The 13661-nt window shown below is 74.0% G+C and carries 5 protein-coding genes; 2 read left to right on the forward strand and 3 right to left on the reverse strand.

The features are described from left to right. Positions 1-54 precede the first annotated feature (54 nt). From IF01_RS0124175 to IF01_RS0124185, 3 genes are all read right to left on the reverse strand, one after another. Entirely contained in the window at positions 55-1839 is a 1785-nt protein-coding gene (locus tag IF01_RS0124175) for a beta-ketoacyl synthase N-terminal-like domain-containing protein (RefSeq protein ID WP_030395626.1), read from the reverse strand. Positions 1840-1946: 107 nt separating this feature from the next. After that, positions 1947-3791, reverse strand: a complete 1845-nt coding sequence (locus IF01_RS0124180) for a non-ribosomal peptide synthetase (RefSeq protein WP_030395627.1) — start codon at positions 3789-3791, stop codon at positions 1947-1949. Next, complete coding sequence (locus IF01_RS0124185) at positions 3788-9928, reverse strand: type I polyketide synthase (RefSeq protein ID WP_037780967.1); 6141 nt, start codon at positions 9926-9928, stop codon at positions 3788-3790. The genes IF01_RS0124180 and IF01_RS0124185 overlap by 4 nt, the downstream gene beginning before the upstream one ends. Before the next feature lie 651 nt (positions 9929-10579). Here IF01_RS0124185 and IF01_RS0124190 point away from each other — a divergent pair. Then, positions 10580-11926, forward strand: coding sequence for an MFS transporter (locus IF01_RS0124190; RefSeq protein ID WP_030395629.1), 1347 nt, complete (start codon positions 10580-10582; stop codon positions 11924-11926). Between the two features lie 137 nt (positions 11927-12063). Then, on the forward strand, positions 12064-13632 hold the full coding sequence (locus IF01_RS0124195; protein WP_051740951.1) for a serine/threonine-protein kinase: 1569 nt from the start codon (positions 12064-12066) through the stop codon (positions 13630-13632). The last annotated feature ends 29 nt before the right edge of the window (positions 13633-13661 follow it).

The raw sequence follows: 13661 nt of genomic DNA on the forward strand, positions 1-13661 counted from the left end.
CGCCGGCCGGATCCGCGGTGGCCGGTGCGGGTGCGGGGGTCGGTGTGCTCATGCTCACCAGTCCGTGCGCCAGAACCGGCGGGGCCGGAACGGGTAGGTGGGCAGCGGCACCCGGCGCCCGGACTCCCCCCGGTGCAGGGCGCCGAAGTCCACCTGGCTGCCGCCCACCCAGGCGTCCGCCAGCGCGGCCAGTGCCCCCGCGTCGCCGCCGGCCGGCACCAGACCGTGGTCGGTGCGGCCGAAGGCGCCCGGGTCGGACGGCGGGGCGGTGGCCGTCGAGGTGACCGTCGTGCCGGCGGCGTCCCCGGACAGGGCCGCGATCAGCTCCTCGCGGCTGCGCACCACCGCCGCCCAGCGCCGGGCCATCACCTTGCGGCCGAGGTTGAGGCTGAAGCAGACGTCGTCCAGCCGGAGTTCCGGGTCGGCCTCCAGCCGGGCCAGCAGCCGTTCGCGCTGCCGGGCGAGCGCCTCGTCGTCCAGGGCGGACAGGGTGGCCAGTCGCGGGCGGCCGGCCGGCTCGGGCTCGCGCCGGGCGGCCTCGGGAGCCTCCTCCAGCAGCAGGTGGGCGTTGTAGCCGCCACCGCCGATCGAGGTGATGCCGGCGCGGCGGATGCCGGCCTCCGGGTCCCAGGCGGCCGTCTCCAGCTGCGGTACGAAGGGGGTGCTGGGGAAGTCGAGGTCCGGGTTGACCTCGGTCAGGTTGATGGTGGCCGGGAGCGTCCGGTGGTAGAGCGCCAACGCGGCCTTCATCGCGCCGAAGCCGCCCGACACCACGCCGCCGTGGCCCACGTTGCCCTTGACGCCGCCGATCGAGGTGGTCCCGGTCTGCTTGCCGAAGGCCATGCCCGCCGCGTGCACCTCCAGCTCGTCGGTCATCGGCAGGCCCAGGCCGTTGGCCTCGTACATGGACACCGTCTCCGGGTCGACGCCGCCGACCTGCATCGCGTTGGCGATGCAGGCGCTCAGCCGTTCGGGCTGGGCCAGGCCGTACGCCATCGCGCTGACACCGTTGTTGTTGACCGAGGAGCCCTTCACCACCGCGTAGACGTGGTCGCGGTCGGCGACGGCCCGGCCCAGCGGCTTCAGCAGCAGGGTGACGACACCGCTGGACAGCGCGGTGCCGGTGCCGTTGGCGTCGAAGGGCCGGCAGTGGCCGTCCCTCGACAGGACGCGGTTCTCCTCCCACAGGTGGCCGCGGGGGTGCGGCAGCCGGACCATCGAGCCGCCGGCGATCGCCAGGTCCGTCTGGCCGAGCAGCAGCGACTGGCAGGCCAGGTGCACCGCGTAGTGGAAGCCGGCGCAGACCGCGGCGACCGTGACGGCCTCGCCGGTGAGGCCCATGTAGTACAGCGCGTTGGAGGTCATGGTGTCCGGCGACCAGGCGAGGCTGGCCTCGATCGCCTCCGGCCCGACCGACACCCGGTCCGGCGGGGAGCTGTAGAGCGCGGCGGTCTGCGGGTTGTTGGCGCCGTACATGCCGACCTCGGCGGTGAGCCGGTCCGGGTCGTAGCCGCCGTCCTCCAGCGCCTCCCAGGCGCTCTCCAGGTAGAGCCGGTTCTCCGGGGTCATCGCGGCGGCCATCCGGTCGCTGATGCCGAACACCGAGGGGTCGAACTGGTCGTAGGTGTCGAGCACGCCGCAGGCCCGTACGTAGAACGGGCTGTGGATCAGGGTCTCGTCGACATGGATGTCGTCCTTGGCCAGGAAGGAGACGGACTCCCGGCCGTGGACGAGGTTGTCCCAGAACTCCTCCTTGGTGCGGGCTCCGGGGGCCCGCAGCGACATGCCGATGATGGCCACGTCACCCGGGTCGTAGTCCTGCTCCGGGCTGTCGGTCATGGGGAACGCTCCTGCTTCGGTCGAGGGTGGTGACTCGGCGGGCGGTGCGGTTCGGTGCGGTGCGCGGTGCTTGTCGCTGTCCGGTGCGGTTCGCTGTCCGGTGCGGTTCAGCGGCCGGTGTTGCCCCGGCCGCGCAGTGCGGCCCGGCGGGCGTCGGCGCGCTGGCGGGCCGACTGCACGATCTCGGGGGTGGCGCCGCTGTCGTCGTCGAGCCAGCGCCCGAGGGAGGCGATGTCGCGGAAGCTGAACAGGTCGGGCACCCGGACCCGGCGGTCGAAGCGCCGGGTCATCAGCCGGGCCAGGCGGACCAGCAGCAGCGAGTCCCCGCCCAGGTCGTAGAAGGCGGCCTGCACGTCGATGCCCGCCGGGTCGAGGTCCAGCAGCTCGCCCCAGATCTCCGCGAGGGCGGTCTCGGTCGGCGTGCTCGGCGCCGTCCGCGGCCCGTCGGCGCCGGCGGCCGGCGCGGGGGGCTCGGGGAGCGCGCCGCGGTCGAGCTTCCCGCCGGGGCCCAGCGGCAGGGCGGGGAGGACCACGACCGTCGCGGGCACCATGTAGTCGGGCAGTCCGGCGGCGAGGCGGGCGGTGACGGCGCTCTGCAGCGCGGCGTCCAGCCGGGGGCCGGCCGGCGTCGCGGTGTCCTGCTCCGGAACGTTGCCGGTCGGCACGACGTAGCCGACCAGCCGGTTGCCCCGGACGACGACGGCGGCCTCGCGGACCTCGGGGCAGCCGGTCAGCCGGGCCTCGACCTCCTCCAGCTCGATCCGGTAGCCGCGCAGCTTGACCTGGTGGTCGGTGCGGCCGAGGAAGCGCAGCTCGCCGTCCTCGGTGAACCTGACCAGGTCCCCGGTGCGGTACATCCGCTCGCCGGGCAGGAACGGGTCCGGCAGGAAGCGCTCGGCCGTGGTGCGCGGCCGGTTGACGTAGCCGTGCGCGAGGCCGACGCCGCCGAGGAACAGCTCGCCGGCCTCCCCGGCCGGGAGCCGCCGCAGGTCCTGGTCCAGCACGTACACCCGGGCCGTGCCCGTCGGCGGGCCGATGGTCGGCTCGTCCGTCCCTTCGGCGGGCACCGGCCCGAACGAGCAGAACACCGTCCCCTCGGTGGGGCCGTACGCGTTGAACACCCGTTGGACGCCGGTCTCCCGGTACGTCCGGTCCACCAGCTTGCGGCGCAGCGCCTCGCCTCCGAACACGACGGAGCGCACGTTCGGGGGCAGCGCCCCCGCGTCGAGCAGTCCGTTCATGACCGAGGGGACCATGTTCAGATGGGTGATCCGGTCGGCGTGGCGGCTCTCCGCCAGGTGCACGGCGCTCTCGACCAGGACGAGGGAGCCGCCCCGGCAGAGCGCGTTGAAGATCTCCATCACCGACATGTCGAAGCAGACCGAGCTGGCCGCCGCGATGCCGCTGAGGTCGCAGCCCTCCAGGACCCGGTCCATCTCGGCGAGCATCGCCACACAGCCCGCGTGCCGGACCGCCACGCCCTTGGGGGTGCCGGTGGAGCCGGAGGTGTAGATGATGTAGGCGGTGTCCCCGGGCACGACGGCCGAGGGTGCCTCACCGGGCTCGGTGGTGACGCTTTCCCCGAGCACCACCACGGTCGGCCCGGCCGGGCAGCCGGCCCGGGACGCGGGGGTGGTCAGCAGCAGTCGGGTGCCGCTGTCCCGGACCATGAACGCCAGCCGCTCGGCCGGGTAGTTCGGGTCCAGCGGCAGATAGCAGGAGCCGGACCGCAGGACCGCCAGGATCGCCACCAGCAGATCCGGGGTGCGCTCGACGCAGATGCCGACCGGGACGCCGGGACCGGCGCCGTCGGCCACCAGTCGCTCGGCCAACTCCAGCGAACGCTGGTTGAGTTCGCCGTAGCTCAGGACTCCGGTGTCGGAGTGGACGGCGGTCGCGTCGGGGTTCTTGACCGCTTGCGCGACAAACTCGGAGTGCAGGGTTTCGGTCACCGGTCCGTCTCCTCCGGGAGGCCGCCCGGGGCGAGGTCGCCGAGGGCCAGGTCGGGTCGATCGATCGAGTCGAAGAGCACAGTGCGGTAGAGCGCGAGCAGGTCCGTCACGGTCCGCCTCTCCAGGTAGCTCGGTTTGAACTGGACGTGGCCCGCCACCTCGCCGTCGATGTCGGCCATCGAGATCTCCAGGTCGAACTTGGCGAGGTGCCTGCGCACCTGGAGCGGTTCGAGCGGGAGCGCGCCGTCCGGGGCGATCGTGTCGCCGACGCCGTGGAAGAGCTTCACCGAACGCGGGAACGCGTCCGAGGAGAGCCAGTTGACCACCACGTCGAACCACGGGGAGCGGCCCTCGGCGCGCGGCGGCTTGAGCTGGGCCGCCAGCAGGTCCAGGGGGTAGTTCATGTGCTCCAGCAGGCCGAGCGAGAACGCGTGCACCTCGCGCAGCAGTTCGCGGAAGCTGCGGCCGGCGGAGGGGTTCGCCCGGACCAGTACCGTGTTGAGGTAGTAGCCGACGGCGGACTCCCAACCGGGCTCGGAGCGTTGGGCGATCGCGGTGGCCAGCACCGAATCCTCCGTCCCGACCGCCCGGTTGAGCGTGGCGAAGAACCCGGCCAGGACGACCGTGCTGACCGAGACGCCCTCGCGCAGCGCGAACTCCCGCAGCAGACGGGTCTCCTCGGCGCTCCAGCGGAAGGCGAGGTCGCGGCCCTCGTAGGTGACGCCCGGCGGCCGTTCCTTGTCGGAGAAGTCCAGCCGGGCCGGCGGGTCGGCCAGTTTCGCCGACCACCAGTCCAGGGCCGCGTCCGCGCCCGGACCGGCCAGCCACTGCCGCTCCCGGGTGACGAACTCCGTGTACGGGGCGGCGGGCGCCCGGCCGGCCGGGTCGGCGCTCTGGTAGAACTCCTGGATCTCGCGGATCATGACGTCCGCCGATGCCGCGTCCGAGGCGATGTGGTGGACCAGCACCAGCAGGTAGTGGTCCGCCGGGCCGCGCCGCAGCAGGACGACCCGCACCAGCGGTCCGTAGTCCAGGTCCAGTGGCCGGTGCCCGTGCCGGGCCAGCTCCTCGCGGGCCTGCTCGTCGTCCAGTCCGGAGGTGTCCGCCACCACGAACTCGTACACCGGCTCGTCCAGGACGACCTGGTACGGGCTGCCGCCCGCCTCCACGAAGAGGGTGCGCAGGGCGGGGTGGCGGTCCAGCACGGCCCGGACGGCGCGCTCCAGCGCCTCCTCGTCGACCGAGGTCCGGATCCGGGCGGTCACCATGAAGTTGTAGGGCACGGCGTCCGGCGCGACCATCTGCATGAACCACAGCGAGGCCTGGCCGTGCGAGGCCGGCGCGAGGGTGAGGCCGAGGCCGTCGGCGCGCAACTGCTCCAGGGCCGGCGCGTCGGTGGCCTCCAGCAGGCCGCGGGCGTCGAGCTCCTCGACCAGCTCCTCGGCGTCGAGTTCGGACAGGTCGTCGAGGAAGGACGGCTCGGGGGCCGGTGCCGGTGCCGGTGCCGGCACCGGTACCGGGACCTGTGCGGGGGCGGCTGCTGCCGGGGCGGGGGTGGCAGGGGAGGCTGCTGCCGGTGCGGGTGCGCCGCCGACGATCCCGACGAAGTGGGCGACCACCTCGGCGATCGAGCGGCCGTCGAGGAAGACCACCGGCGACACCCGGTGCCCGAACAGCGACTGCATCCGGTTGACCAGGCGGATCGCCAGCATCGAGTCGAGGCCGAAGTCCCGCAGCCCGGCGTCCGCGTCGAACCGGCTCACCGGCACACCCAGCGCGTCGGCCAGCTCGGCCAGCACCACTTCGTCCACCGGCCGGGTCGCGGCGGCGGGTTCCGGCGCGGGTACCGGGGCCGCCTCGCGTACCGGTGCTGTTTCGACCGCGCCCGTGCTCGCGATGACGGCCGCGGGCCCGCCGGCGCCCGGGAGCGACGCGGGCGCGCGGTGGGACTCGGTGTCGATCCAGTACCGGTCCTTCTGCCACTGGACGAGCGGCGTCTCCACCACCTCGACGTCGTCGGCGAACAGCGGGTCGAAGGTCAGCGGGACGCCCCGGACGTACAGCGAGGCGGCGGCGCCCAGCAGGCAGCGGACGTCGCTCTCCTCCCGCCGCAGGGAGTTGACCGCGTGCACCTGGGCGCCCCGGGTGAGCGCGATCTCCTCGACCGCGCCGCGCAGCGTCTCGTGCGGGCCGATCTCGACGAAGGTGCCGACCCCCTGGTCGACCAGCGCGCCGATCGTCTCGGCGAACCGGACCTGGTTGCGCAGGTTGTGCACCCAGTAGTCGACGTCGGCGACCGGGTTCACCGCGCCCGCCAGGGCCGTCGAGTGGAAGTCGAGTTCGGGGGCCAGCGGGGTGATGCCGTCGATGCGCTTGCGCAGCGGTGCGATCAGCGGGTCCAAGCCGGGGCTGTGCACCGGCCGCTCGACCCGGATCCGGCGCACCGAGACCCCGTCCCGCCTCAGCTCCGCCTCCAGCGCGTCCACGGCCTCGGGCGAGCCCGAGACCGCCGCGCTGGTGGGGCTGTTGACCACCGCGACCGCCGCGTGCGCGGCGTACGGGGCGAGCCGGGGCAGCAGCTCCTCCTCCGGCAGGTCGACCGAGATCATCGCGCCCGCGGCGGCCTCGCGCTCCAGCAGGTGCGAGCGGGCGACCACCACCCGGGCGGCGTCCTCCAGCGACAGCGCTCCGGCGACGCAGGCGGCCGCGACCTCGCCCAGGCTGTGCCCGACCACGGCCGCCGGCCGGATGCCGAGCCCGATCCAGACCTGCGCCAGCGAGACCTGGAGGGCGAACAGCACCGGCTGCTGGAAGTCCATCTCCTCGTACCTGGCCGACTCGGCCGGGGCGGCCAGCAGGTCGAGCACCGAGGCGCCGCCGGCCGCGCGCACGGCGTCGTCGCAGGCCCGCATCCAGGTACGGAACCCGGCGTGGGAGCGCAGCAGTTCGCGGCCCATGCCGACCCACTGGGTGCCCCCGCCGGAGAACACCAGCGCCACCCGGCGGTCGGCGCCGCCGGAGACGGTGCCGGTGAGGAGGTCGGGGTGCGGCTGCCCGGCGGCGACCCGGGCGAGTCCGTCCAGGACGTCCTGGCGGGAGCGGGCGAGCAGCGCGATCCGGTGGTTGTGGTGGCTGCGCCGGGCGGCGAGGGTGTAGGCGAGGTCGGAGACCCGCAGGGCGGTGTTCCGCTCGACGTGGCTGGAGAGTTCGCGGCAGGTGTCGGTCAGCGCGCCCGCCGTCCGGGCCGAGACGGTGACGAGGTGGACGTCCCCATCGGTCGTGCTCGTGCTCGTGCTCGTGCCCGTGGCCGCGGCCCCGCCCCGGCCCGGTGCGACGTGCCGCCCCCGGTCGCCGGCGAGGAACGGATGGGCCGCGACCGGGAGTCCGGCGGTGTACAGGGCGCCGAGCGAGCCGAGCAGGGTCGCCGCCTCGTCGGCGCCCCGGCGCATCGAGGGCAGCGTGGTCGCGGGCAGGATCTCGGACGCCGACTTGAGAAGCAGCGGGTGCGGGCCGAGTTCGAGCACCGCGTCGACGCGGTGCTCGCGCAGCTTCAGCAGCGCGTCCACCACCAGGATCTCCTGGCGCAGGTTGGCCGCCCAGTAGTCCGGCCCGAGCTCCGCCCCGTCGACGTGTTCGCCGGTGACCGTCGAGATCATCGGGACGCGGGCGGTGCGGGGCCGGATGCCGGCGAGTTCCGCCTTCAGCGGGGCGAGCACCTGGTCGACCAGCGGCGAGTGCGGGGCGTGGCCCATCCGCACCCGGTGGTTGGTGACGTCGGCCTCGGTCAGCCGCCGGACGAGTTCGTCGATCTCCTGCGGAGTGCCGGTCACCAGTGTGGAGTTGAGGCCGTTGTAGCCGGAGAGGGTGAGCCCGCCGGTCAGGTACGGCCGTACCTCGTCGGCCGGCGTCATCACCACGATGCCCTCGCCCCGGCCCACGGCCAACTGCTGGAGCAGCCGGCCGTGGTGGGCGGCGAGCAGGGAGGCGTCGTCGTAGTCCAGGGCGCCGGCGACGTAGGAGGCGGCGAACTCGCCGACGCTCTGGCCGAGGACGACGTCCGGCTCCACGCCCAGCGAGCGCCAGGCCTCGGCCAGCGCGACCTGGAGCGAGAACAGCAGGGGCTGGAAGACGTCCATGTCGTCCAGCCGGCCGTCGGCGGAGAGCAGGTGCTCGACCGGGGAGAAGCCCAGCAGTTCCCGCATCCGCCGGTCGGACCTCATCATCGAGCGGCGGAACACCGGCATTCCGGCGAGGAGTTGGCGGCCCATGCCGACCCACTGCGAGCCGTTGCCGGAGAACAGGAACGCCACCCGGGGCCGCTGCCCGGCCTCTTCCGCGGATCGCTGCCCGGCCGGTTCCCCCGTGCTCAGCCCGGCGGCGGGCGCACCGTTCGCGAAGGCGTCCAGCTGGGAGCGGAGTTCGGACATGTCGCGGGCGGTCGCCGCGAGCCGGAACGGGCCCTCGCCCGGCGCGCGGCGACAGAGCTCGCGCAGGTCGGTCCCGTCCCGCAGAGCGAGCGCCCGCTCGGCCAGCTCCTCCCGGGAGTCCGCCGCCAGGAGCAGCAACGAGGCTTCCGGGCGCGGCAGTTCCTCCACCGCGACATGGCAGATCGCGCCACCGAAGCCGAACGAGCTGACCCCGCCCCGGCGGGCGTCGGAGCGCCGCGGCCACGGCGTCAGCCGGTCCTGGACGGTGAGGTTGTACTCGTCGAACATGATCTGCGGGTTCGGCGCGCTGTAGTGCAGGCTCGGCGGCAGCACGCCGTTGCGCATCGACATCGCGAGCTTGACCAGGCCGACGATGCCGGCCGCCGCCTCCAGGTGCCCGACGTTGGACTTCACCGAGCCGAGCCGCAGCGGCTCCGCGCGGTCGGCGCCGCCCAGCACGGCGCCGATCGCGTTGGCCTCGATCGGGTCGCCGAGCGGCGTCGCCGAGCCGTGGGCCTCGATGTAGTCCACGAGGTGCGGGTCGATGCCGGCCCGCCGGTACGCGGTGCGGAGCATCTTCTCCTGCGCCTGCGGGTTCGGCGCCGTCATGCCGTTGCTCAGACCGTCGTTGTTCGAGGAACTGCCCTTGATCAGGCAGTACACCGGCAGGTCGCGCTCCAGCGCCACGCTCAGCGGGGCCAGCACCACGACCCCGGCGCCCTCGCCGCGGACGTAGCCGTTGGCGCGGGCGTCGAAGGACTTGCAGCGGCCGTCCGGGGCGAGTGCCCCCATCGCGTCCATCGCGGTGTAGTAGTCGGAGACGAAGCTCAGGTTCACGCCGCCGGCCAGCACCAGGTCGCTCTCGCCCAGTTGGATCGACTGGCAGCCGACGTGCACCGAGACCAGCGAACCGGCGCAGGCGGCGTCGATGGCCATGCTCGGGCCCTGGAGGCCGAGGACGTAGGAGACGCGGTTGGCGATGATGCCGTCGTGCATGCCGGTCGCGGTGTGCGGGGTGATCTGGACATCGGGGCCGCGGTAGTGCGCCAGTGCGGCGTAGTCGCCCCAGCAGGAGGCCATGAACACGCCGGTGTCGCTGCCGACCAGGCTGTGCGGGGCGATGCCCGCGTCCTCCAGCGCCTCCCAGCACAGTTCCAGGACCAGCCGCTGCTGCGGGTCCATCTGGACGGCCTCGCGGGGCGAGATGCCGAAGAACAGCGGATCGAACTGGTCGATGCCGTCGATGAACCCGCCCCAGCGCACCCGGTCGTTCAGCAGTGCCCGGCGCGCGGCCGGCACCGGTCCGACGGCGTCGCCGCCCTCGACCAGCAACTGCCAGAACCCGGCCGGGTCGGCGCCCCCGGGGAAGCGGCAGCCGATGCCCACGACGGCGACCGGCTCGTTCGGCGCGGCCCGGCGCCCGGCGGCGGGCGCGGCGGCGGGCCCGGCCTCCTGCGGGCCCTCGACCAGCGCCCGGGCCAGTCCGTCGACGGTCGGGTACTGCCACATCATGGTGGCCGGGACGCGCCGGCCGAGGAACTCGGAGAGCGCGGCGGCGAGGGCCACCGACTGCACCGACTCCAGGCCGTACCGGTGCATCGGGGCGCGGCGGTCGACGGTGTGCGCGGGGATGTTCAGCAGCTCGGCGAATCGGGACAGCAGGAAATCGGTGACGCTGGAGATGTCTCGCGCTGCGCGCTCTTGAGGCATGGCGACTCCCTCGGCAGGGCGGGTGGCGGGGTGGTGGGGGCGGCCGGTGCGCTGAGGCCGGGCGGAGCGTCAGCGCCGGCGGGGCAGGGAGCGGTCGGCCGGGCCTAAGATCATCATGGGCATGACATGGATAAGTCCGTGACCGGGCACCGCTGCTCCTCCCGTGGCAAGAAGAAAGGCTCGAAAGCGCCGGACGGCACGGCTCGGCCGCGAAGTCCGGACAGCAAGGCGTTTGCGGGATTGCTCGATGGATCGCACATCAGCGGCCTACGACGGGCCGACGGTCCCCCGGTTCGCCCGAAGGCGCGAGGGGTGCACCGGATACAGGATTGCGTACAACGCGTGTTCGTCGTCGCGGTGGCGAGATTTGATCGACAAAGTGTCCGATTCGATCTCCTGGAGCCGGACGTCACGCTCAGGTACCATCCGTGTACAGGCGGGCTGGACAGCCATTGATCGGGCAATGCAAGCTGGCCCCATGGCAGTTGAGACATTCGAGTCACCGTCGGACCGCGCTCCGGGCGCTTTACCAGGGCCTTTCCCGCTGCGTTTCCCGCAGCCCCTTCCGCGGCCGGCCCTTCGACGCTCGGCCCTTCCGCAGCCGGGCCCCGCCCGGGCGGCCGCCCGCCACAACGCCGGCGGGAGGCCCGCATGACCGACATCGCCGTCAAGTCGGTGGTCCGGCCCGGCCTCGCGCTCGGGGTGCTGGCCGGCGCGCTCGCGCTGGACGTCAGCGGCCTCGGGGTGCTCAACGCCGCCCTCCCGTCAGTGGGGGAGCGGTTCGATCTGGCCGACACCACCCTCCAGTGGGTGATGACCGCCTACGCCGTCACCTTCGCCGGCTTCCTGCTGGTGGGCGGCCGGCTGGCCGATGTGCTGGGCCGGCGCCGGGTGTTCGAGGCGGGCGTCGCCCTGTTCACGGTCTCCGCGCTGGTCGGGGCGGCCGCCCCGAGCACCGGCGTCCTGCTGGGCGCGCGCGCCGCCCAGGGCATCGGTGCCGCCCTGTCCGGACCGGCCGCGCTGGCCCTGCTCACCCAGACCTTCCCGGCCGGTCCGGCCCGCAACCGGGCCTTCAGCGTCTACGCCGCCGTCGGCGCCGCGAGCTTCAGCGGCGGGGTGATGCTCGGCGGCGTGCTGACCCAATTCTGGGGCTGGCGTTCGGTGCTGTGGTTCTCCGTCCTGCTCGGCCTCGCCGTGCTGGCCGCGACCCGGGCCGGACTGCCCGACAGTCCCGGCCACAGCGGCCGGCTCGACCTGCCCGGCGCGATCACCGGCACCCTCGGCCTCACCCTGCTGGTCGTCGGCGTCAGCAGCGACGGCGCCGCGGTCTGGGTCCTGCTCGCCGCCGCCGCGCTAGCCCTGGCGCTGTTCGTCCTCCGCGAGAGCCGCACCACCGACCCGGCCCTGCCGCTCGGCCTGTTCCGGCTCGCCCCGGTCCGGGCCGCCAGCCTCGCCGCGTTCCTCCAGTACATGGGCTCGGTCGGGATGCTGTTCTTCGCGCCCCTCTACCTCCAGGGCATGCTGGACTACTCGCCCTTCGAGTCCGGGCTCGCCCTGGTGCCCATGTCGGCGGCCGTATTCCTCACCGCCAACTTCGCCACCGGCCGCCTGCTCGCCCGCTGGAGCCCGCGCACCCTGATGGCGGTCGGCCTCGTCCTGATCGGCGTCGGCACCGGCCTGTGGGTGACCACCCCGCTCGACGGCGGCTACGTCCAGTACGTCCTGCCGGGCCTGGTGCTCAGCGGCATCGGCCAGGGCCTCAACTTCCCCTCGATGACCTCCGCCGCGCTCTCCGGCGTCCCCGGCGAACAGCACGCCGTCGCCGGCGCGGTCAACGTCGTCACCCAGCAGATCGGCGCGAGCGCCGGCGTGGCCGTCCTGGTCCTGGTCGCCGGCACCCGCGACGACCACCTCGCCGGCTACCACCTCGCCTACGTCACGGCCGCCGTCGCCTGCCTGGCCGGCGCCGCCCTGATCGGCCTCCGCCGCCGGGCCTGACGGACCGACCGGCGGCGATCGGGGGCGTTCGGCGACGATTTCGTGATCGTTCTCCGGGCCCGCGGACGGTCCCGGGGCGGTAGCGTCGGCCCGGAGGGAGCGGCGGGGAGGCTGCTCCGGGGTGAGGGGAGTGTGGCGTGGAGCCGCTGGAAGCGGACGATCCGCAGTGGGTGGGCGAGTACCGGGTGCTGGGGAGGCTCGGTTCGGGCGGGATGGGCCGGGTCTACCTGGGCCGGACCACCGGCGGGCGGACCGTCGCCGTCAAGCTGGTCCACCGCGACCTGGCCGGGGATCCCGAGTTCCGGGCCCGGTTCCGGCTCGAGGTGGCGGCGGCCCGGCGGGTCGGCGGGGTGTGGACGGCACCGGTCCTGGACGCGGACACCGAGAGCGGGCACCCCTGGGTGGCCACCGGCTACGTCGCCGGGCCCGCGCTCACCACCGCCGTGCGGGAGTTCGGTCCGCTGCCCGACCCTGCCGTCCGCGCCCTCGGCGTCGGCCTCACCGAGGCGCTCGCCCATGTGCACGGCCTCGGGCTGGTGCACCGGGACGTCAAACCGTCGAACGTCCTGCTGGCCCTGGACGGGCCGAGGCTGATCGACTTCGGCATCACCCGCGCACTGGACGCCACCGCCGGGCTCACCCGGTCCGGCCAGGTGTTCGGCTCGCCGGGCTTCATGTCACCGGAGCAGGCGAACGGGCTTCCCGCCGGCCCGGCCGGCGACGTCTTCTCGCTCGGCGCGGTGCTCGCGTTCGCGGCGACGGGCACCATGCCGTTCGGCTCCGGGGTGAGCGCGCCCGTGCTGATCTACCGGGTGCTGCACGAGGAACCCGACCTCTCCGGACTGTCCGGCCCGCTGCACGCCGTGGTCCGCGCCTGTCTGGCCAAGGACCCCGCGGCCCGCCCGGTGCCCGGGCAGCTGCGGCGGTTCCTGGACGGCGACGGCGCGGCCGCCGCCCGGCTGGGGCGCGGGGACTGGCTGCCGCCGGGGCTGGCGGCGGCGGTCGGGCGCAGCGCGGTGCAGCTGCTGGACCTGGAGGGGGAGCGGGGGACGGGCTGGACGGCCCCGGGCCCGGCCCTCGCTCCGGACACGACCGCGCCCCCGCCCCCGCTGTCCCCGTCCCTACTGCCCCCGTCCCCGCTGCCTCCGCCGCCGACCTGGTCGGCGCCCGGCCGCGCGCCGTCGTCCCGGCGGGGGTACGGTGCCCTGGCGGCCGGGCTGGCCGCCGTGCTGCTGCTGGGTGGCGGCGGGTACCTGCTGCTCGACAACCTGCGCGGGGGCGATCAGGAGATCACCGCGTCCGAACCCGTCCCGTCCGCGCCCACCGGAGCCGCCACGACCACCGGGCCGGGCATCGTCCCCGCGAAGTACCTCGGGAAGTGGATCGGCCAGCGCACGGCCGCCAACGGCGACGTCACCACCGTCACCCTCACTGTCGTGCAGTCGGCGCAGAGCGAGGAGAAGAGCAAGATCCGCGCCGAGACGCCCAGCACCGGCACCTGGTGCGAGGGCGCCTGGACACTCTCCGACGCCGACGACACCCACGCGACCTACGCGTCCCGGGTGACCGGCTCCTCACCCGGTGACCAGTGCATCACCGACCGGTCGGTCTACCGCCAGATCAGGATGCAGCCGGACGGCGGGCTCCAGTACTGCACCGACCTGCTCAAGCCGGACCAGTACATCGTGCTGCAGAAGTTGGGCTGAGGCAGGTCCGGAGTGCCGGCGGGAACCGG

It is taken from the genome of Kitasatospora purpeofusca (assembly GCF_000718025.1).
GTDB classification, from domain to species: domain Bacteria; phylum Actinomycetota; class Actinomycetes; order Streptomycetales; family Streptomycetaceae; genus Kitasatospora; species Kitasatospora purpeofusca.